This is a genomic window from Nocardia sp. alder85J (genome assembly GCF_020176955.2).
Taxonomy (GTDB): domain Bacteria; phylum Actinomycetota; class Actinomycetes; order Mycobacteriales; family Mycobacteriaceae; genus Nocardia.
Genome location: NZ_JAIUCZ020000009.1, coordinates 181,335 through 201,449 on the forward strand (window position 1 = coordinate 181,335; position 20,115 = coordinate 201,449).

At 71.0% G+C, this 20,115-nt stretch carries 18 protein-coding genes; 14 read left to right on the forward strand and 4 right to left on the reverse strand.

Annotated features, from left to right (window positions below):
- Window positions 1-44 precede the first annotated feature (44 nt).
- Together LBW94_RS31130 and LBW94_RS31135 are read right to left on the reverse strand one after the other, a co-directional pair.
- Window positions 45-1,079 (reverse strand): phosphotransferase family protein, encoded by a 1,035-nt coding sequence (locus LBW94_RS31130; protein ID WP_225061904.1) that lies wholly within the window; start codon window positions 1,077-1,079, stop codon window positions 45-47.
- A complete protein-coding gene (locus tag LBW94_RS31135; RefSeq protein WP_225061903.1) occupies window positions 1,070-2,164 on the reverse strand; it encodes a TIGR03857 family LLM class F420-dependent oxidoreductase in 1,095 nt (364 codons plus the stop codon). Before LBW94_RS31135 ends, LBW94_RS31130 begins: the two co-directional genes overlap by 10 nt.
- Window positions 2,165-2,370: 206 nt before the next feature.
- On the opposite strand from LBW94_RS31135, the gene LBW94_RS31140 reads away from it, so the two are divergent.
- Window positions 2,371-3,906 (forward strand): AMP-binding protein, encoded by a 1,536-nt coding sequence (locus LBW94_RS31140; protein ID WP_225061922.1) that lies wholly within the window; start codon window positions 2,371-2,373, stop codon window positions 3,904-3,906.
- 20 nt (window positions 3,907-3,926) lie between these two features.
- Here the strand turns inward: LBW94_RS31140 and LBW94_RS31145 are convergent, their stop codons facing one another.
- Together LBW94_RS31145 and LBW94_RS31150 are read right to left on the reverse strand one after the other, a co-directional pair.
- A complete protein-coding gene (locus tag LBW94_RS31145; protein WP_225061902.1) occupies window positions 3,927-4,451 on the reverse strand; it encodes a cupin domain-containing protein in 525 nt (174 codons plus the stop codon).
- On the reverse strand, window positions 4,451-6,118 hold the full coding sequence (locus LBW94_RS31150) for a class I adenylate-forming enzyme family protein (RefSeq protein ID WP_225061901.1): 1,668 nt from the start codon (window positions 6,116-6,118) through the stop codon (window positions 4,451-4,453). Before LBW94_RS31150 ends, LBW94_RS31145 begins: the two co-directional genes overlap by 1 nt.
- 166 nt (window positions 6,119-6,284) lie before the next feature.
- Between LBW94_RS31150 and LBW94_RS31155 the strand changes: the two genes are divergently transcribed.
- From LBW94_RS31155 to LBW94_RS31215, 13 genes are all read left to right on the forward strand, one after another.
- Entirely contained in the window at window positions 6,285-7,157 is an 873-nt protein-coding gene (locus LBW94_RS31155; RefSeq protein WP_225061900.1) for an SDR family NAD(P)-dependent oxidoreductase, read from the forward strand.
- Window positions 7,158-7,200: 43 nt separating this feature from the next.
- On the forward strand, window positions 7,201-8,304 hold the full coding sequence (locus LBW94_RS31160; protein WP_225061899.1) for a hypothetical protein: 1,104 nt from the start codon (window positions 7,201-7,203) through the stop codon (window positions 8,302-8,304).
- On the forward strand, window positions 8,301-9,083 hold the full coding sequence (locus LBW94_RS31165; RefSeq protein WP_225061898.1) for an LLM class flavin-dependent oxidoreductase: 783 nt from the start codon (window positions 8,301-8,303) through the stop codon (window positions 9,081-9,083). Before LBW94_RS31160 ends, LBW94_RS31165 begins: the two co-directional genes overlap by 4 nt.
- A 125-nt stretch (window positions 9,084-9,208) precedes the next feature.
- Window positions 9,209-10,216, forward strand: a complete 1,008-nt coding sequence (locus LBW94_RS31170) for a Rieske 2Fe-2S domain-containing protein (RefSeq protein WP_225061897.1) — start codon at window positions 9,209-9,211, stop codon at window positions 10,214-10,216.
- Between the two features lie 45 nt (window positions 10,217-10,261).
- Complete coding sequence (locus tag LBW94_RS31175; RefSeq protein WP_225061896.1) at window positions 10,262-11,440, forward strand: acyl-CoA dehydrogenase family protein; 1,179 nt, start codon at window positions 10,262-10,264, stop codon at window positions 11,438-11,440.
- Window positions 11,437-12,540 (forward strand): acyl-CoA dehydrogenase family protein, encoded by a 1,104-nt coding sequence (locus tag LBW94_RS31180; RefSeq protein ID WP_225061895.1) that lies wholly within the window; start codon window positions 11,437-11,439, stop codon window positions 12,538-12,540. The genes LBW94_RS31175 and LBW94_RS31180 overlap by 4 nt, the downstream gene beginning before the upstream one ends.
- A gap of 65 nt (window positions 12,541-12,605) precedes the next feature.
- Window positions 12,606-13,754 carry an acyl-CoA dehydrogenase family protein gene (locus LBW94_RS31185; RefSeq protein WP_225061894.1) on the forward strand — a complete coding sequence of 383 codons (1,149 nt, stop codon included), beginning with the start codon at window positions 12,606-12,608 and terminating at the stop codon, window positions 13,752-13,754.
- Window positions 13,744-14,721: an acyl-CoA dehydrogenase family protein gene (locus LBW94_RS31190; protein ID WP_225061893.1), complete on the forward strand. Its 978-nt coding sequence runs from the start codon at window positions 13,744-13,746 to the stop codon at window positions 14,719-14,721. Before LBW94_RS31185 ends, LBW94_RS31190 begins: the two co-directional genes overlap by 11 nt.
- Entirely contained in the window at window positions 14,718-15,875 is a 1,158-nt protein-coding gene (locus LBW94_RS31195; protein ID WP_225061892.1) for a CaiB/BaiF CoA transferase family protein, read from the forward strand. Before LBW94_RS31190 ends, LBW94_RS31195 begins: the two co-directional genes overlap by 4 nt.
- A 20-nt stretch (window positions 15,876-15,895) precedes the next feature.
- The gene (locus tag LBW94_RS31200; protein WP_225061891.1) at window positions 15,896-16,789 is read left to right on the forward strand and encodes an enoyl-CoA hydratase/isomerase family protein; all 894 of its coding nucleotides are present in this window, start codon (window positions 15,896-15,898) and stop codon (window positions 16,787-16,789) included.
- 70 nt (window positions 16,790-16,859) lie between these two features.
- Window positions 16,860-18,029, forward strand: coding sequence for an acyl-CoA dehydrogenase family protein (locus LBW94_RS31205; protein WP_225061890.1), 1,170 nt, complete (start codon window positions 16,860-16,862; stop codon window positions 18,027-18,029).
- Window positions 18,026-19,204 carry an acyl-CoA dehydrogenase family protein gene (locus LBW94_RS31210; RefSeq protein WP_225061889.1) on the forward strand — a complete coding sequence of 393 codons (1,179 nt, stop codon included), beginning with the start codon at window positions 18,026-18,028 and terminating at the stop codon, window positions 19,202-19,204. The genes LBW94_RS31205 and LBW94_RS31210 overlap by 4 nt, the downstream gene beginning before the upstream one ends.
- Before the next feature lie 45 nt (window positions 19,205-19,249).
- Window positions 19,250-20,110, forward strand: a complete 861-nt coding sequence (locus tag LBW94_RS31215) for a hypothetical protein (RefSeq protein ID WP_225061888.1) — start codon at window positions 19,250-19,252, stop codon at window positions 20,108-20,110.
- The last annotated feature ends 5 nt before the right edge of the window (window positions 20,111-20,115 follow it).

A 20,115-nucleotide genomic window follows, 5' to 3' on the forward strand; every position in this document is an offset into this window, starting at 1 on the left:
CCGCCGATGATCTCACGATCATCGGCGGCCGCCGCATTCCCGGCTCAGCCCAGCTGTGCGCCGAGTTCGAGTACCTGGGCGGCGGAGCGGCGGACCATGGTGGTGAACATCCGGTCGCCGCGTTCGGTACGTTTGACCGCCATCGCGGCCAAGGCGCCGATGAAATAGCCCTGGAAGGCGTATTTGGTGTAGTCCCGCAGGCAGTCCGCGAGGCGGTAGCCGGTGACGCCGCGGCGGCACAGTTCGTCGTGGTAGTGGCGGACCAGGTCGTGTTCGGTGGATCGGCGCTGGTCGGCGGGCAGGGCCGTGCCCAGGAAGTACGATACGTCCAGCAGGCCCGGCCCGCGGGCGACCGTCTGCCAGTCCACCACCGCGACGATGCCGGGCTCGGGGGCGAACAGCAGGTTGTCGGGACGGAAGTCGCCGTGCTGCACGGTGTCCGGGCCCTCTGCCTGGCGGGCGAAGTATTCGGGCAGGTGGTCGAACAGCCGCCGGCCGACGGCGATCGTGTCCGGGTCCAGCAGATCGGCGTAGCGGCGGCAGAAGACCGGGAACGCCGCGCTCATGGCCGCCACCGCCGCGGCCGGGCGGGTGCCGCGGCCGCCGGGCAGCCACGCCAGGTCCCGCAGCGCCGGATCGGCCCAGCGCGGGGCGTGCAGCCCGGCCGCCTCCGACAGCACCACCGCGGCCTCCTCCGGTGTGCAGCCGGTCAGCTGGTCACCGGCGCGGTAGGCCGAGAGGTCCTCCATCAGCAGTGCGAAATCCGTGCCGTCCGAGGAGATCTCGGCGTGCCGGCAGATCGGGACCCGGACCCCGAGCGCCGGTGCGAGCTGCTGGTAGAAACGCACCTCGCGCAGATAGCTCTGCTCCGCCACGCCGGTGCGCAGACTGGTCTCGTCGGCCGAGGTGACCTTGAGGACCACCCGGCGCTCGCCCTCGCCGTCGACGGTGAACTCCACGCGATAGGTGTCGGCCACCTGACCGGTGCCCAGCGGGGCGTGGCGCACGTCGTGCACGGCGCCCGGGTCCAGTCCGAGGGCGCGGGCGAGCCACTTCTCGTCGAGATCGGCTATGCGCACGCCGAACTCCCGGTGACCGCGCGATAGGCCGCGACGACGGGTTCGAGTTCGTCGGGGGAGGCGCCGTGCAGGATCACCCGGTCGGCGCCGAGGTCGAATTCGGTGCGGATACGGTCGGCGCACTGGGCGGCCGTGCCGGTGGCGGCGTGGCGCAGCCATTCGCCGGGGATCAACTCCGCGATGTGCTCCAGTTGCGCGGTGGTGGCCGCGGCGTCGATCGCGCCCCGCACCGACCGGACCACCGGATCCTCCCGGAACCGTTGCAGCACGGCCGGATCCCAGCCGTTGGTGCGCACCAGCAGGTCGCCGTAGCCGGTGAGATAGGTGGCCAGCCGGCCGACGGTCTTCATCAGCCGGACCGGTTCCGGCAGGTGGTCGCCGACGGTGGCCAGGCAGGACCACACCCGGACCTCGTCGGGGTCACGCCCGGCCTGCTCGGCCGCGGTCTTGACGATCGAGACGCTGCGTTGCAGCGTCTCCGGGGTGAAATAGGTGTGCAGGACGACATCGTCGAAGGCGCGCCCGCCCAGGGCGAGGGTGTCGGGACCGAACGCCACCAGTCCGAGCGGGATCCGCTCGTCGAAGCTCGGATCCAGGACGAGGACCGGATACTTCCCCATCGGCCCGTCGTGCCCGAGGATCACCTCCCCGCGCCACAACCGGCGCATCACCCCCGCCCAGTCCTCCATCTGCGCGGTGGTGACCGCGGGAATGCCGTAGGCGGCGTACAGCGCGGCGATGCCGCGGCCGATGCCGAGGGTGAACCGGCCGCCGGACAACCGGTGCAGGGTGGTGGCCCAGGAGGCGGTGATCAGCGGATGGCGGGTGTTGTGGTTGGTGGCCGCGGTGGCGATCTGCGTCCGCTCGGTGACCGCGCAGGCGGCGCCGACCAGGGAGGACGCCTCCTTGACGTTCCAGCGCTCGGACAGGAACGCGGTACCGAAACCGAGCTCCTCGCCGCGGCGGGCCTGCGCGGGCAGTGCGGCGGGACCCTCGCTTCCGGCCCCGGCCAGCAGGTAGTAGCCCAGTTCGGTGAGTGGGCGCAGGGCGCCGGGCGCGGCGGCCCGATCAGCGTCGCCGGCCATGGGTCAGCCTCCAGTGTGTTGAATCATGAAGCCCGTTCCGGGGATTCGCGGCAAATGCCATGGCCAACCAATTGGTTGACTATTATGACGACGACAATAGTACGAGATTCCGGTTGCCCATACCGCAGATTGCACCGAAAAGCTGAACCATCGGTGAAAGTATTGGAGGACAGGATGATTCGAATCGACAGACTGGAGCTGCGGTGATACGAACGGTACCCCCGGACATCGTCTCCCGGTACGAGGCGGCGGGGTGGTGGACTCGCGACTCCCTCGGTGACCTGCTGGCGCGCGGCCTGGCCGCCGCCCCGGACACCACCTTCACGGTGCACTCGGCGGTGCGGCCGTGGGCGGGTACCTGGGCCGAGGTCGAGCTGTCGGCGCGGCGGCTGGCCGCCGGGCTGCGCGCCCGCGGGGTCGAGCCCGGTGACGTGGTCGCCTTCCAGCTGCCCAACTGGGCCGAGGCGGCCGTGGTGTTCTGGGCCTCGGCCTTCCTCGGCGCGGTGGTGGTGCCGATCGTGCACTTCTACCGGCACAGGGAACTCGAATACATCCTGCGGGTGGCCGCGCCGAAGGTGTTCGTCACCGCCGCGGAGTTCGGGCCGCTGCGGTACGAGCCCGAGCTGAGCGCCGGGGTCCCGATCGTCGGCGTCGTCGGCCACGACTTCGACGACCTGTTCGCCGCCGAGCCGATGACCGGTGTCGCCGCGGTGGATCCGGGGCAGCCGGCGGTGATCGCGTTCACCTCCGGCACCACGCGCAATCCCAAGGGCGTGCTGCACTCCCATCGGTCGCTGGGCTGTGAGACGCGGCAGCTGGCGGGCATGCACCCGCACGATCAGCTGCCCTCGGTGACCGCGGCCCCGGTCGGCCACTTCATCGGCATGCTGAGCGCCTTCCTGATCCCGGTGCTGCTCGGCACCCCGGTGACCCTGGTCGACACCTGGAATCCGGAGCAGATGCTGGGGCTGCTCGAACAGGGGCTGACCGTCGGCGGCGGCGTGCCCTACTACTTCACCAGCCTGATGGACCACCCGGACTTCACCGCCGAACACCAGAGCCGGCTGCGGTACGCGCCGATGGGCGGCTCCTCGATCCCGGCGGCGGTCAGCACGCGGCTGGCGGCGGCCGGGGTCACCGTGTACCGCTCGTACGGCAGCACCGAGCACCCCTCCATCACCGGATCGAGATATACCGCGCCGGAGGACAAACGGCTCTACACCGACGGCGTGCCCATGCCGGGGGTGGAGATCCGGCTGGCCGACGACGGCGAGATCCTCAGCCGCGGACCGGATCTGTGCCTGGGCTACGTCGACGACGAGCTGACCGCGACGATGTTCGACGACGAAGGCTGGTACCACACCGGCGATATCGGCATCCTGGACGCCGACGGCTACCTCGGCATCACCGACCGGAAATCGGATGTGATCATCCGCGGCGGCGAGAACATCAGCGCGCTGGAGGTGGAGGAGGCGCTGCTGGCCATGCCCGCCGTCGCCGAGGCCGCGGTGGTGGCCGCCCCGGACGCCCGGCTGGGCGAGCACGCGGCGGCCGTGGTGCGGCTGCGGCCGGGCCACGAGCCGCCGACGATGTCGCAACTGCGCGATCATTTCGCCGAAGCCGGTCTGGCCAAACAGAAATGGCCGGAGGAGCTGCACGCCGTGGACGAGTTCCCGCGCACGCCCAGCGGCAAGGTCCAGAAGTTCCGGTTGCGCGCGCAACTGGCCGCGGGCGAACTCTGATCGGGCCGGTGGCGCCGCGGTCAGGCCGGCTGCGGCGCCGCCGGGCCGCCCGGCGCCACCCAGGCGGCGTGATTGGCGGTGGCCGCGTCGATGATCGGCTGCCAGCGCTGCGGCGTCTGGTCGGCGATCTTCATGTCGAACGACGTCGAGTTGCGGAACTCCAGCACCTCGGCGCCCTCCGGGCCCGCCGAATACGCGTAGACGGCATCGGATTCGATGAAGAAGCCCTCACCGGCCTTCAGCACCCGGTTGCCCATGACGATCTCCCCGGACACCACGTAGTACAGGCAGTCCGCCGAATGACTGTGCCGCGGCAGCAGATAGCCCGGCCCGAACCAGGCGTGCACGAGGCTGAACGCGTCCGGGCCGCCGGAACCCTTGAACAGCACCGTGACCCGGCTGCCGTCGTTGATCGGGCCCAGGTCGTGGGCCTCGAAGACGGACGGGTCGATGGCAGGCGGCGACATCATGCCGTCGTCGTCGAGGCTCACCCGGTCCTCGGTGCGATAGAAGACCATCGCCTTGCCGTGCTGATTCGTCGACATCATTGCTCCTGCGCAATCTCGATGGGGCCGCGAGGTTTTCGCGGTGTTGCCGCTGTGCCCGGTGCCGGTCGGCCGTTGACGCTCTGCCGCACCAGGAAGCGCTGGACCTTCCCCGAGGCGGTCATCGGCAGCGAGTCGACGAAATGCCAGGCGCTCGGGATCTTGAAGTACGCGACCCGCTCCCGCAGATAGTCGGTCAGCTCGTCGCCGCCGACCCGCGATCCCGCGGCCCGGATCACCACGCCCGCAACGCGTTCGCCGAGGCGTTCGTCGTCGACGCCGACCAGTACCACGTCGGCGATGCCGGGGTGGGCGATCAGGACCTCCTCCACCTCGGCGGGGTAGACGTTCTCGCCGCCGCGGATGATCACGTCCCGCTGCCGGCCCCGGAAGGTCAGGTAGCCCGCGGCGTCCATGGAGGCCAGATCGCCGGTGTGCAGGAAGCCGTCCGGGCCGATGGTCTCGGCGGTCTTGTCCGGCATCCGCCAGTAGCCGTCCATCAGATACGGCGAGCGGATCCGCAGTTCGCCGATCTCGCCCAGCGGCACCGGCGCATCGGTGGCCGGATCGACGATCCGGATCTCCGAACCCGCCACCGGACGGCCGATCGTGGTGGAGACGGTGAGATCGTCGGCGTCGGGCGGGGTGTGGGTGGCGGTCGGGCATTCCGACTGCCCGTAGGTGACGGTCACCGCCGCGCCGAACACCTCGCGCACGGTCTCGATGAGATGGCGGGTCACCGTCGCGCCGCCGGAACCCACCGACACCAGCCCGAGGTCGCGGCCGTCGCCGCCGAGCCGGTTCACGATGTCGGTGATCATCGTCGGCACGCCGCCGAGCCGGGTGACCATGCGCCGGCGCAGCAGGGTGACCACCCGATCCGCGTCGAACCGCTCCATCACCACCAGCGCGCAGGGCTTCAGCAGCCCACCCAGCACGATGTGGCAGAAGCCGCCGATATGGTGGTACGGAACGGGATTGAGCCAGATCTCGCCGTCGCGCGGCAGGTCGTACTCCAGCCGGGCGAGCGCGGCGTTGAGCAGGGCACGATGGCTGAGCACCGCGCCCTTGGCCCGCCCGGTGGTGCCGGAGGTGAACTGGATCAGGAACGGGTCGGTGGGTTTCACCCGCGGCAGCTCCGCCTGCGGCGCGTGCTCGGCCCAGCCGCGCACGGTGGCCAGTTCGAGTACCGGTGTGGTCCCGCACAATTCGCTCGCCCGTGCGGCCAGGTCGGCGCCGGTGCGGTCGGTGCCGGTGAAGACCAGTGCGGGCGTGGTCAGTTCCATCGCGTATCGGACCTCGGGGTCGGTCCAGGCGGTGTTGAATCCGGTGACCAGCAATCCGGCCAGTGCGCAACCATATTGCAGCACAACCCAATCCACGCTGTTGCGGGACCACACCGCGATCCGGTCGCCGGGCCGGGTGGCCGCGGCGAGGGCGCCCGCGACCGTGGTCGCCGCCCGGGACAGCTCCGCGAAGGTCAGCTGCTTCACCTCGTCGCCGTCGAACCAGATCAGCGCCGGGCGGTCGGCGGCGGATTCCGCCTGCCGGGCCAGTACCTGCGGGATCGACTCGTCCAGGATGCGATCGAGCCGATCGGCCTGCCATATCGACAGCGCGGCCTGCGCGTCGTCGGTCCCTGCCGGGCTCGTACTCGGGCTGCTCATCGGCGGTCCTCCTTGCCGAGCAGTGCGGGGATGGCTCACCCGCCCAACTGACGCGACACCGTGATGCGGCATCGCACTCGTGCGTGACGGTATCAACCCAACTGTGTGGTGGGCTATAGTTTCGGCATAATCCCAACCAATTGGTGGGTTAAGCCTGGAGGTGCCCTTGACGGATCAACTACGCTTCGACGGCCGGGTCGCCATCGTCACCGGCGCCGGGGGTGGCCTCGGACGGGCCTACACCCGGCTGCTGGCCGAGCGCGGCGCGCACGTGGTGGCCAACGACATCGATCGCAAGGACGAGAACGGGCAGACCCCGGCGGCCCGGGTGGCCGCCGAACTCGCCGAGGCGGGCGGCTCGGTGCTGGCCCACGACGGATCGATCGCCGAACCCGGCGCCGGGGCGGCGGTGGTGCGGACCGCGCTGGACGCGTTCGGCCGGGTCGACATCCTGATCAACAACGCGGGCATCCTGCGGGACCGGTCGTTCGCCAAGATGAGCGACACCGAACTGTCGGAGGTGCACGCGGTGCACCTGTACGGCACCCTCGCCGCGACCAAGGCGGCGTGGCCGGTGATGCGGGAGCAGGGCTACGGCCGGGTGGTACTGACCACCTCGGTGGCCGGGCTGTTCGGCAATCCGGGCCAGGCCAATTACGCGTCGGCGAAGTCCGCGCTGATCGGGCTGGGCCGGACACTGGCGGCCGAGGGCGGCCGCAACGGCATCAGGGTCAACCTGATCTCGCCCGGCGCGGCCACGAACATGACCGCGGCCCTGCTGCCGGAGCACATGCACGCGGCGATGTCGCCGGATCGGGTCGCGCCGATGGTGGCCTATCTGTCCCACGAGACCTGCGAGGTCACCGGGGAGATCTTCTTCGCCTCGGCGGGCCGCTACGCGCGCAACATGATCGTGGAGACGACCGGATACACCAACCACGAGGCCACACTCGAGGACATCGCGGCACAGCTGACGCGGATCATGGACCCCACCGGCTGGACCGTGCCGGGCGAGGCCATCACGCTGCCGGACCTCTGATCGCCCGGACACATTCTCGGCCGCCGCGGACGGAAGGACACCGATGGCCGCGCCCATCGCACTGGACGAATACCCCATCCATCAGACCCCGCTGTCGCTGGGCCGGGTCGGCAGCAGCGACCGGAACTTCTACGACCGCTGCTATTTCAACGCCCACGACCGTGCCGGCGGCACCCTGCTGATCACCGGTCTCGGCGTCTATCCGAATCTGGGTGTCGTCGACGCCTACGCGGCCCTGCGGCGCGGTGACGATCAGCGGGTGGTGCGGTTCTCCGACGCGCTCACCGAGCGCAGCCTGGAACAGCGGGTCGGCGGCTACCACATCGAGGTGCTGGAACCGTTGCGGCGCCTGCGGATCGTCTGTGAGCACGAGGATCTCGGCTTCGACCTCACCTGGACCGGGGCCTTCCCGGCGGTGCAGGAGGAGCCGCATCTGCTGCTGTCGGGCAACCGGGTGGTCATCGACTCCTCGCGGTTCGTGCAGGTCGGCACCTGGTCGGGCACGATCCGCGCCGACGGGATCGAATCGGCGGTGGATCCGGTGGGCTGGACCGGGAACCGGGACCGCTCCTGGGGCATCCGCGGGGTCGGCGAGCCGGAACCGCCGGGGCGCAACGCCTCCGAGCCGCCGGGCGGGCTGTGGTGGCTGTACGTGCCGCTGCGCTTCGACGACTTCTCGATCGTGGTGATCGTGCAGGAGGGCCCCGACGGGCACCGCACCCTGAACAACGCGGTGCGGGTGTGGCCCGACGGTCGCGTCGAGCAGCTCGGCTGGCCCCGGGTGCGCATCGAATACCGTTCCGGCACAAGAGTTCCGGTGGCCGCACGGATGGAGATGACCGACGCCGGCGGTGAGCCGCTGACGGTCGACATCCGGGTGCACACCGGGATCGGGCTGCACATGGGCTGCGGCTACGGCCGTGACCCGGAATGGGTGCACGGCCAGTGGCGCGGCCGGGACTGGTCGCTGTCGAGCCGCTTCGATCTGGCCGACCCGGCGGTGGCCGCGCGGTTCGGCGACGGCGCCGTCGACCATGTGGGACAGGCCCGATGCGGTGACGCCGAGGGCTGGGGGCTGTTCGAGCACGCGCTGCTCGGCCGCCACGCGCCCACCGGATTCACCGAATGGAACACCGTGGCGCCATGACAGTTCCGCCGCACCGGCTCGGTATGACGCTGCCGATGGCCGACGAACCGCTGTCGGCGGTGCCGGGCGTGGTGGACGAACTCGCCGCGGCCGGTTACACCGACCTGTGGACCAGCGAGATCAATGCCCTCGACGCCTTCGCGCCGCTGACCGTGGCCGCACTGCACCGGCCGGAACTGCGGGTGGGCACCTCGATCGCCGGGGTGTTCGCCCGCAGCCCCGCGCTGCTGGCCATGAACGCGCTCGCGCTCGCCGAATCCAGCCCGCAGCCGGTGTATCTGGGGCTCGGGGCGTCCAGCGAGACGATGGTGCGGGACTGGCACGGCGTGCCGTATGTCCGCCCGTACCAACGGGTCCGGGACACGCTGCGCTTCCTGCACCGGGCCTTCGAGGGGGAACGGGTCACCTTCCGGTCGCCCAGCTTCGACGTCGACGGCTTCCGGCTGGGCCGATTACCCGAGCATCGGCCGCGCATTCTGCTGGCCGCGCTGCGCGAACGGATGCTGGGCCTGGCCGGCCGCGAGGCCGACGGCGTGATCCTGAACTGGCTCGGCGCGGACGACGTCGCCCGGGTCGTTCCCCCGGTGCTGGAACACAATCCGGCGGCGGAGGTGGTGGCCCGGCTGTTCGTGGTGGTGGGCGCCGACCGCGCGGCGGCGCGGGAGCTGGCGGTGCTGGCCATCCTCGGGCCGGATGCCGCCACGGTGCGCGCGACGGCACGCGGCCTGGCGGCGCGCCCGGAGCTCGCGGCGGCGCTGCCGGGTGGCACCGTGGCGTGATATCGAACAGGCGGTTGGCTACGACTTCCGCTCGGCGTCGCGGTCGAGTATGGTCGAATCGTTCGTACCCAACCGGATGGTCGACTACGATGGATCGACTGAAGTGCAGTAAGGGGATACACATCATGCGAGATTGGCCATACGAGGTCTTTCCCACCGGCTGGTACCAGATCGGCTACTCGGCGGAGCTGGCCCGCGGTGAGGTGAAGCCGGTCAAGTACTTCGATCAGGAACTGGTGCTGTTCCGGACCGAGACCGGGGAGTTGTCCCTGCTGGACGCGTTCTGCGCGCACCTGGGCGCGCACCTGGGCCACGGCGGCGTGGTCAAGGGCGAGTGCATCGAATGCCCGTTCCACGGCTGGCTGTGGAAGCGCGACGGCGCCCTGGAGACCATCCCGTACGACCCGGAGGCCAACCGCCGGGTCAAGATCGGCGCCTGGCCGACCCGCGAGGTCGCCGGTCTCATGCTGACCTGGTACGACGCCTTCGGCCGGGAGCCGTTCTGGGAGTGGCCGGGTGTCACCGAATTCCTCGACGAGGAGAACTTCTACCCGATCTTCCCGCAGGGCGCCGATCACATCGGGATCCGGAAGATCATCCCGCAGTCGCCGGTGGAGAACACCCCCGACTTCGAGCACTTCCCCTACGTGCACGGCGCGGGCCGCCGCGGCAACTCGATCGTGTGGGAGGAGAAGGAACACTACCTGCACACCCGGATCAGCTTCCTGTTCGGCGCGGGCAAGAAGGCCACCTGGCTGACCCCCGACGGCGAGATGGAGGGCGAGATCGAGACCGAGGCCTGGGGTCTGGGCCTGTCCAATGCCCGGTTCAAGCTCGGTGACTTCATCACCTCGCAGCTGACCGCCACCACCCCGGTCGACGCCGAGCACTCCGAGCTGTTCGACACGATCACCGCGACCCGTGAGCCCGGTGACGACGGCGCGGAGCCCACCGGCCGTTCCGGCCGGATGATCACCTTCCAGAAGGGCCAGATCCGGCAGGATTTCAAGATCTGGGAGAACCAGCGCTACGTCGAGCACCCGCCGTTCGCCGGTCAGGAAGCCGACGCGTACGCCGCCTTCCGGCGCTGGTCGAAGCAGTTCTATTTCGGCCCGAAAGAGACCGGCGCGTAGCAGATTCCGGCCCACGAGGTGGGGCCGGTCCGGAAGGGATCGACGATGACCTCGAGTTCTGCGCGCGCTGCCGCGTCCGGGTTGTCCGCTGGGGACGGTGTGCCCGGCGGCGCAGCACGGTTCGGCGGTGGCGAGACATCGGATCGGGCCGACAGCCCCGGCTGGTCCGATGACGACGATGCTCTGGTGAGCAGCGTCGAGGAGGTGCTGCGCCGGGAATGCCCACCCGGTGCGGACCCGTCCGGGGAACGTCGGCGTGAATTGTGGTCCACGGTGGGCGAACTCGGCTGGCCCGCGCTCGGGGTGCCCGAGCGGGCCGGCGGAATCGGCGCCGCGCCTGTGCTTTCCGCGCGGGTGCTCGAAAAGGCCGGTGCCGCCCTGTTTCCCGCGCCGCTGCTGAGCACCGCGGTGGCTACCGCCGTGCTCGCGCGGCTCGAAACGTCCGGGCCCGAGGGGGACCGGGCACGCGACGACGCCTGTACGCGGATCGTGGCGGGAGCCGCGGCCACCGTGGCGATCGCCGGCCGTGCCGAGTGGGACGGTCACCGGCTCACCGGAACGCTGCGCGACGTCATGGATCTGCCGCACGCCGAGGTGCTGGTGGTGATCGGGCATCCGGCCGGTGGCGGTGCGTCCCTGGCGCTGCTGGTCGATCCCGCCGCGGGGATCGTGCGCACCCCGCCCACGATCGACCCCACCCGGCCCCTGGGCACGGTGGAATTCGCAGGCGCACCGGCGATTCCGCTGGGAACCGGGGTGAACCACGGCCTGGATCTCGCGACCGTGCTGGTCGCCGCCGAACTGGTCGGCATCGCCGCGCGGGCGCTGGAGATCGCCGTCGAGCACGCCGCGACCCGCACGCAGTTCGGCCGGCCGATCGGCGCGTTCCAGGGCGTGAAGCACCGGCTGGCCGATGTCTACGTCGCCGTCGAGCGGGCCCGCGGCCTGGTCTACGCGGCGGCCGAAACGGATTTCGGCCCAGCGGATCTCGATGCGACGCCGATCCCGGTCGCGATGGCGAAGGCCGCGGCGACCGAGGCGGCGCTGTTCGCCACCCGGGCCGCGATCCAGGTCAACGGCGCGCTGGGGGTGACCGCCGAACGCGGCCTGGTGCCGCTGCTGCGCCGGGCCCGGCAGGGCGGACAGTTGTTCGGGGACGCGCGCACCCACTACACGACGGTGGCCCGCGCGCTCGTCGCCGCCGGACAGGAGCCGAGCGCATGACGCCCGTCGACGAATACCACCGCTGGCTCACCGATTTCCTGCCGCCGGACTACGACACCGACCCGCAGCGCTACCGGTTCGACCGCGAGTTGCGCCGCCGTCATCAGCGCGCGTCCTTCGAGGCCGGGTGGATGATGCCGCAGTGGCCGCTCGGCGAGGGCGGTCGCGGGCTGTCGCCGCTGGATGCGGTGGCCGTCCGGATCGCGAGCGCTCGCCGGGCCGCGCCCCGGCTGGTGAACGTGCAGAGCGTCGGCGTGGTCGCCCCCGCGCTGCGTCGGTTCGGCACCCCGGAACAGCGGGAACGCCTGCTGACCCCCACGCTGCGCGGCGACATCGACTGGGCGCTGGGCATGTCCGAGCCCGGCGCGGGGTCGGATCTGGCCGGGCTCACCACCCGGGCCCGCCGCGACGGCGACCGCTACATCGTGACGGGCCAGAAGATCTGGAGCACCCAGGCCCACGACAGCCAGTGGTATCTGCTGTTCTGCCGCACCGGATCCGGCGGCGGCAAGCACGCCGGGATCACCTGCCTGCTGGTGGACCTGTCGTTGCCGGGCACCACCGTGCGGCAGATCCCGATGGGCTGGGACGACGCCGACACCTTCTGCGAGGTGTTCCTCGACGAGGTCGAGGTGCCGGTCTCGTGCGTGCTGGGCGCGGAGGGCGAGGGCTGGCGGGTCGCGATGGCCTCGCTGAACCACGAGCGCGACATGATCTGGGTGATGAACTCGGTCGAGATCGAGCGCGGCCTGCGCCGCATCGCCCGCGATCTGGCCGCCGGTGACGGTGACGACATGCTCGTCGAACTGGGCCGGCTCGCCACCGACAGCGCGGCGTTGCAGGCCACCGGCCGGCGCGCGATGGCACACGAACTGGCCGGGCGGGCGGCCCCGGAGTTCCACATCCTGAAACTGCTGGGTTCGGAGAGCCTGCAACGGACCTGGCAGCTGGCCGCCGACGCCGCCGGTCCGGCCGGGTCGGCCGACCTCGAATTGCACTACGAGGAGTTCGAATCCCTCGGCGCGACCCTCTACGGCGGCACCTCCGAGGTGCAGCGCAACATCATCGGCGAACGCGTCCTGGGCCTGCCCCGGGACTGAGCGCGGCACCGATATCGATACGAGTCCTACTGAGCGGCAAGCAAAGTCGGAGAAGGGAGGTCGGCATGGAACTCTCGCTGGGAGAGCGCGCCGACGCACTGCGCGCCGTACTGCGCGAGCTGCTGCGGCAGACGTCGCCGCAGCGGCGCTGGAGTTCGTTCGCCACCGACCCGGACGCCCGGGCGGCGGTCGCCGAGACCACCCGGCGCCTCGGCGAGCAACGGCTGCTCACGCTGAGCTGGCCGGCCGAATACGGCGGCGCGGACGGCAGCGAATGGGAACAGACCGTGCTGCGCGAGGAGATGTGGGCGCACTTCGAGCCGCGCGGCGCGCAGTACATGGGCCTCAACTGGGTGGGCCCGATCCTCATGAAAGTCGGTACGCCGGAACAGAAACAGCGGCATCTGCCCGCCATCGCGGCGGGCCGGGAATCCTGGTGCCAGGGCTTCAGCGAGCCCGGCTCCGGCAGTGATCTGGCCTCGCTGTCGCTGCCCGCCACCGCCACCGGGACCGGCTGGCGCATCTCCGGCCAGAAGATCTGGACCTCCTACGCCGGACTCGCCGACTACTGCTTCCTGGCCGCGCGCACCGCGCGGACGGACAATCCGCGCGCGGGCATCACCATCTTCCTGATCCCGATGACCCGCCCGGGCGTCACCGTCCGCCCGATCGATTCGATGCTCGGCGAACAACACCTCAACGAGGTCTTCTTCGACGAGGTGCAGGCCGGGCCGGAGGACGTGCTCGGCGAGGTGGACCACGGCTGGACGGTGATGAAACTCGTTCTCCAGCACGAACGGATCGGCATCGCCCGCTACGCCCGCGACGAACGGGTGCTCGCCACCCTGGCCGGGCACGCGGCACTGGACAGCGAACTGGCCCGCGTGCAGTACGCCCGCGCGCTGGTCGGCGCCCGCGTGGCCCGGCTGCTGAACTACCGCGCCGTCGCACTGCGCGAACAGGGCGCGCTCACCGACGAGGTCGCCTCCACCGCCCGCATCGCCAACATCCGCCTCGACCAGCAGGTCGCCGAACTGGCCCTGGACCTGTCCGGCCCCGACGCCCTGGAACCGGGCGAGACCGCCGCGGTCGCCGACCGCATCGAGGACGTCTTCCGCTACGCCCGCTCGGCCACGATCGCGTCGGGAACCATCGAGGTCCAGCGCGGGCTGGTCGCGCGGGCAGCGCAGCGGGGTGAGCGTCATGGATCGTGAATGGCCGAGTGTCGCTGACGAATTCGCTGCCGCGGTGACCGCCGCGCTGACGGCGGGCGGTGGGATCGAGCTGGCCCGGCAGGCCGAGGCGGATCCCGCGGTGCGGGTGACGCGGGTGCGCGAGGCGCTCGCCGAGGTCGGCCTGCTGGGCATGGATGTCGGTGCGGCGGAGGAGGAGTCGGCCGCCACTGTGCGCGGGGTGCAGGCCGCGGGGGCGGTGGTGGCGCCGTGGCCGGTGGCGGCCGCGCTGGCCGCGGTGCGGGTGCCCGGCGGTGTGGCCGACGGGGTGTTCGTCACGCACGGCACGGCCGGGCGGCTCGAGCACGTGGATCTGTTCGAGCAGGCTGTGGCCCTCGACACCCGCGATCCGGCGCGGGCACGGATGCTCACGGCGGCAACCGGACCCGACGGCAGCCGACTGGATCCGTTCGGGTGCCGGGTGACCGGGCAGCAGGTCGCCGTGGACGGTGGGGACGCCGTCCGCTGGCGCTGTGTGCTGGACGCGTTCTGGGTGCTCGGCGCGCTGGACACCGTGGTCCGGCAAGCCGTGGCCTATTCGACGCAGCGGAAGCAATTCGGCTCGCCGATCGGCACTTTCGGTGAGATCCGCTGGCGGCTGGCCGATATGGTCGTCGCCCGCGACGGACTGGACGAACTGGCCCGCTACACCTGGTGGGCGCTGCGCGGCGGGCACGCCGGTCGCGCGGATGTGCTCGCGCTGCGGCTGCACATGCTGGACGCGGCCGCGTGCGTACTCACCAACGGGCATCAGATCTTCGGCGCGATCGGATTGTGCGACGAGCACGACGTGGCGCTGATCGACCGGCACCTGCAACCGGTGCTGAACCGACCCGGCGGGCCGACGGTGACGTCGGTGCTGCTGGCCGACGCGATCGCCGCGGACGGTTTCGCGGGCACCTTCCCGGTGCCGCCGCGGGCGGACGCGGAACGAGAGGTGCGACTGTGAGTTCGACGGAGCGAGGCGGGCCGCTGGCCGGTCTGCGGGTGCTGGAGGTGCAGGGCCTGGGCCCGGGACCGTTCTGTGCCGGGCTGCTCAGCGATTTCGGGGCCGAGGTGATCCGGGTCGACCGGGTACAGAACGTGACCGGCGAGGACGGCCCGCCGCCGCCGGACGTGCTGTCGCGCGGCCGGCGCTCGATCGGGATCGATCTGAAATCCCCGGCCGGGGTCGCACTGCTGCTGCGGCTGGCCGAGCAGGCCGACGTGCTCATCGAGGGTTTCCGGCCCGGGGTGATGGAACGCCTCGGCGTCGGGCCCGACGTGTGCCTGGCCCGCAATCCGCGGCTGATCTACGGCCGCATCACCGGCTGGGGCCGCGAGGGCGCCTACGCCGCCTACGCCGGTCACGACATCAACTATCTGGCGCTGTCGGGCACGCTGTGGTCGATCGGGCGCGACGGTCAGGCGCCGGTACCGCCGCTGACCTACGTCGGCGATTTCGGTGGCGGCGGCATGTTCCTGGCGCTGGGCATCTGCGCGGCACTGGCCGAGCGGGCGGGTTCCGGGCGCGGCCAGGTCGTCGACACGGCCATGGTCGACGGCGCGGCGGTGCTGCACGGCTTCCTGTACGGTATGCGGGCCGGGGGGATGTGGAGCACCGAGCGCGGCACGAACCTGCTGGATTCCGGCGCCCCGTTCTACGACGTGTACGAGACCTCCGACGGCCGCTGGGTCTCGGTCGGCGCGATCGAGCCGCAGTTCTACCGCAACCTGCTGAAGGCGCTGGACCTCACCGACATCGCGGTCGAGGACCAGAACGACGAGACCCGGTGGCCCGCGGTGAAGGCGCGGCTGGCGGCGGTGTTCAAGACCCGCACCCGCGACCGGTGGTGCGAGTTGCTCGAAGGCGCGGAGGCGTGTTTCGCGCCGGTGCTGTCGCCGTGGGAGGCACCGGACCATCCGCACAACCGGCAGCGCGGCACCTACACCGAGGTGGCCGGGCTGGTGCAGCCCGGTCCCGCCCCGCGCTTCGGCCGCACCCCGGGCGCGGTCGCCGGGCCCGCGCCGCATCCCGGCCAGCACACCGACGAGGTGCTGCTGGAATGGGGACTCGGCGCCGGTGAGATCGCCGCGCTCCGGGCCGACGGCGATATCGCCTGATGCGAGAGGAGCGGAATTCGGTGAGTGAAGCAGACTCCGGGACCACCCCGGACGTGGTGGCGCAGCGGCACGGCCCGGTGCTGGTGCTGCGGCTGAACCGCCCGCAGCGGCACAATGCGGTGGGCGGCACCATGTTCCGCGATCTGGCCGAGGCCTTCGACGAGGCCGGTCGCGACGACGCCATCCACGTCGTGGTCACCACCGGCACCGCCGGTGACTACTGCGTGGGCGCGGATGTGGCCGACTTCGACGCCGTCGCCGAACTGCCCGCCCGGGAGCTGCTGGTCAGCGAGTTGATCGGCGGCGACAAGGGGCTGCCCGCGGCCTCCACCCGCACACGCAGCCTGGACGAACTGGGCAATGCCGGTCGCTGGACGCAGCGGATGTGGGGGCTGGAGAAGCCGACCATCGCGGCGATCAACGGCCTGGCCGTCGGCGGTGGCCTGGCGGTCGCACTGCTGCACGACATCCGGCTGGCCGCCCGTTCGGCCCGGCTGGGCACCGGATTCGCACCCGCGGGCCTGGCCCCGGAACTGGGCCTGAGCTATCTGCTGCCGCGCACGGTCAGCCCGCCCGTCGCGGCGGAACTGCTGTTCACCGGCCGGTTGGTCGCGGGCCCCGAGGCCCGCGAACTCGGTCTGGTCGGCGAGACCGTCGACGATGACACGCTGCTGGACCGCGCGCTGGAACTGGCCGGGCAGATCGCCGCGATGCCCTCGCAAGGCGTGCAGTGGAGCAAGCGGCTGCTGCGCCGGGCCCAGGACAGCACCCTGGCCGACCAGCTGCGCGCCGAATACGTGGCCCAGCTGGCGCTGTTCGACGACCCGGAGACCCAGGCGACCCTGCGGCGGCTGACCCGGCGGGTGCTGCGCGATCCGGCGCCGGCCGAAGAAATCAACCAGGCGGTTGACTAAGTTGAACCGCCGGACCTGGCCTCGATCCCGGTGGATCGGCCCGGTGCGGCGCCGGTGGAAGGAACTACTCGTGAAATCTCTTCTGACCCAGGATGAATGGTCCTTCCTGGCCGACCTCCGGGCCTATCTGGACGGATTGGATCCCGCGCTGATCGAGGCGACCCGCCGGGAGAACATCGAGGACCCGATGCAGCCCCGGGAGCACGGGCGGCAGTTCCTGCGCCGCCTCGGCGCCGACGGCTGGCTCGGCGTGTCGTGGCCGCGCGAATACGGCGGCCAGGGTCGCAGCGCCCTCGAGCACTGGCTGTTCGCCGAGGAGCTGTACAACCGCCGGCTGCCCAACGGCCTGCTCACCCTGAACTCGATCGGCCCGGTGCTGGTCCGGCTCGGCAGCGACTTGCAGAAACAGCAGTACCTGCTCCGAATCCTCGCCGGTGAACTGGAGTTCGCGATCGGCTACAGCGAACCGGACGCCGGCAGCGATCTGGCGTCGTTGCGTACCAAGGCGGTTCGTGACGGCGACGAATACGTGGTCAACGGCCAGAAGATCTGGACCACCGGCGCCTCGGTCGCCACCCATCTGTGGCTGGCGGTGCGCACCGGCACACCCGAGTCCCGCCACCGTGGCGTGAGCCTGCTGATCACCCCGATGGACGCCCCCGGAATCACCATCCGCCCCATCATCACCCAGGGTGGTGAGCGCACCAACGCGGTATTCCTCGACGACGTCCGCATCCCCGCCGAACAGCGGGTGGGCGAGGAGAACGCGGGCTGGGCGGCCATCACCGCGGCCCTGAACTTCGAGCGGATGTTCTACCACAACGAACCTCGTTGGGAACTACGGCAATTGGTGCACTGGGCCGACGATGCCGGGCTGTTCGAGGAGGAGACCGCGCAGGCGCACGAACTGCGGACGGTGGTCGGTGAACTCGCGGTGGACGTGGAGATCTGCCGCCTGTTCGCGCAGCGCGGCGCCCGCATCCTGGCCGCGGGCCGGGTTCCGTACGCGGAGGCGTCGGCCAACAAGATCTGGTGGGGCGAACTGCGGCAACGGATCTGCGATACCGGTCTCGACCTGATCGGCGAGGACGGCACCATCGCCTACGGCTCGCCGTACGCCCCCGGGGACGGTCACCTGGAACGCGGCCTGCGCTCCTCCCCGGTCTGGCGATTCGGCGGCGGCACCAACGAGATCCAGCTGGACATCATCGCGACGCGCGGACTGGGGATGGAGAAATGACCGAGACGACTTCGGCGCCCGGTGAGGCCACTTCGGCCGATTCGGAAGATATCGCCCTGCTGGGTAATTCGGCCCGCGACTTCCTGGCCGACTTCGTGGACAATACCTACCTGAACGACCGGGAGTCCTCGGACGAGGGCTACGAACCGGCCCGCTGGCGCCGACTGTGCGACCTCGGCTGGACGGCGGCGAGCCTGCCGGACCGGGTCGGCGGCCTGGGCGGCGGTCTGGCCGCGGCCGCCGCGGTCGCGGTGCAGATCGGCCGCGCGGCCTTCGCCTCGCCCTGGTTGCCGACCGTGCGCGCGGCCACCGTGCTGGACACCCTCGGCGCGGACCGGCGCTTCGACGCCGTCCTCTCCGATATCGCCGGCGGCACGATCCACGCCCTGGTCGCCCCGCCGGATCCGGGTCCGCGCGTGGAGGTTTCCTTCGGCGGCGGCCACCGGCTGACCGGCCCGGCCGTGGTGGTGGAGTGGCTGGACCAGTCCGAGATGGTGGTGCTGCTGCTGCCCCGGGATCCCGGCGGCCCCGACGCCGAGGACCTCTGGGTGTGCGCGGTGATCCCTGCCGACCGCCTGCGCGACCGGTATACGGTGCTGCGCAGCGTCGACAACGAGCACTCGGCCCGCCTGGATCTCGACGGCCTGGTGCTCGACCGGGAGTTCCTGATCGCCGACGCGCTGCCCGGCGCCGACGTGGCCTACGCACTGGGCCGCGCCAACCTGCTGCGCACCGCGGTCATGGTCGGCGGTGGCGAGGCGGTTCTGGAGTTCACCGCTCGCTACGCCCGCGAACGCGTGCAGTTCGGCCGGCCCATCGGCGGCTTCCAGGCGGTGCGACATCTGCTGGCGCGCATGGCGATCGCCGCCGACGCCGCCCGGCTGACCTACGACGAGGCGCTGGCGGCCCTGAGCACCCCGGACGCCGACGCCGTTCGCGACACCACACCGGCGGCGATCGCCTCGTTCGTCGCCGGCCGTTCCTACACGGAGATCGTGCTGACCGCCGCTCAGGTCCACGGCGGAGTCGGGACCACGGTGGAACACATTCTGCACCACCACTTCCGGCGCGCGAAGGCGGCCCAGCTGCGCTCCGGCCGCCGTGCCGACCGGCTGCGCGAACTCACCGATGCCCTGGTGCGCAACCCCGTCGACCGCCTGTGGGTCTCGCGCTGATCGAACCGGGCCGCCACGAGTGGGGATACGGGACCATTGCCAGATGTGTCCCGCGACTTCTCCTTCGGATTCGACGTCGTGGTGCGGGACCTGCGAGACATCTCGGAGGAACTCTCGCGGACGGTCGCCGACCGGATCCGGGAGGCCGGCAGCGGGCTGCGCAGCACGGCGACCGAGGCCGCCCGCGCGGAGGAGCAGGCGGCCGCGCGTATCTCCGGTATCGACGTCGACACCGGACAGCGTGTCTCGGTGGACAGGCGCACGGTGCTGAGCGTGCCCCTGATGGACGACAACGATCGGGTCATCGGTGTCTTCTATCCGAGAGAGCCACGGGAGATCATGCGGATGACCTACTGGGCCTCGAGCACCGACAGGACCACCGACCGGGAGTTCTACCTGCTGCGTCCCACGATGGAGGAGGGCGCGTTCGGGCCGACGACGAAGTTCGACGATCCGCGACCGGCCGCGTGGACCGACCCGATCTTCGTGCAGGCGCACGGCCCGAACCGGGCGGTGGACGGCAATGACAACATGTTCAACGTGCTGGCGGGATCCGGCACGGCAGCGGATCCGGCGTGGCGGATCCTGCGGGTCTCCGATACCGAGTTCGGGCCCACCCTGGGCTCCGACAGCGTCCTGCTCCGGGCCGCCGCGGAAGCGCGGTCGGACGACCTGCTGATCATGTCGTGCAACGCCGCGTCGGGATCCGCGGTGCGGACGATCTCCGGGTATCTGCGCGACTCCGTCGGAAGCACGCTGACCGTTCACGGATTCACCGGGAAGACCGTCGAGCGGATGCACGCGGGCGGCGGCGACGGCGGTAGTACCTCCTGGTTCGGAGTGCACGAGGTGCTCGACGCGTCCGGCACGCCCATCGACCCGGTCAACAGCTATCCACCCGGATAGCCGGT

What these genes read in the sequence shown, in the direction of transcription:
- LBW94_RS31135 (WP_225061903.1), bottom strand. Translation starts at nt 2,164, where the DNA reads ATGGCCGGCGACGCTGATCGGGCCGCCGCGCCCGGCGCCCTGCGCCCA.
- LBW94_RS31145 (WP_225061902.1), bottom strand. Translation starts at nt 4,451, where the DNA reads ATGTCGACGAATCAGCACGGCAAGGCGATGGTCTTCTATCGCACCGAG.
- LBW94_RS31150 (WP_225061901.1), bottom strand. Translation starts at nt 6,118, where the DNA reads ATGAGCAGCCCGAGTACGAGCCCGGCAGGGACCGACGACGCGCAGGCC.
- LBW94_RS31160 (WP_225061899.1), top strand. Translation starts at nt 7,201, where the DNA reads ATGGCCGCGCCCATCGCACTGGACGAATACCCCATCCATCAGACCCCG.
- LBW94_RS31165 (WP_225061898.1), top strand. Translation starts at nt 8,301, where the DNA reads ATGACAGTTCCGCCGCACCGGCTCGGTATGACGCTGCCGATGGCCGAC.
- LBW94_RS31170 (WP_225061897.1), top strand. Translation starts at nt 9,209, where the DNA reads ATGCGAGATTGGCCATACGAGGTCTTTCCCACCGGCTGGTACCAGATC.
- LBW94_RS31175 (WP_225061896.1), top strand. Translation starts at nt 10,262, where the DNA reads ATGACCTCGAGTTCTGCGCGCGCTGCCGCGTCCGGGTTGTCCGCTGGG.
- LBW94_RS31180 (WP_225061895.1), top strand. Translation starts at nt 11,437, where the DNA reads ATGACGCCCGTCGACGAATACCACCGCTGGCTCACCGATTTCCTGCCG.
- LBW94_RS31185 (WP_225061894.1), top strand. Translation starts at nt 12,606, where the DNA reads ATGGAACTCTCGCTGGGAGAGCGCGCCGACGCACTGCGCGCCGTACTG.
- LBW94_RS31190 (WP_225061893.1), top strand. Translation starts at nt 13,744, where the DNA reads ATGGATCGTGAATGGCCGAGTGTCGCTGACGAATTCGCTGCCGCGGTG.
- LBW94_RS31210 (WP_225061889.1), top strand. Translation starts at nt 18,026, where the DNA reads ATGACCGAGACGACTTCGGCGCCCGGTGAGGCCACTTCGGCCGATTCG.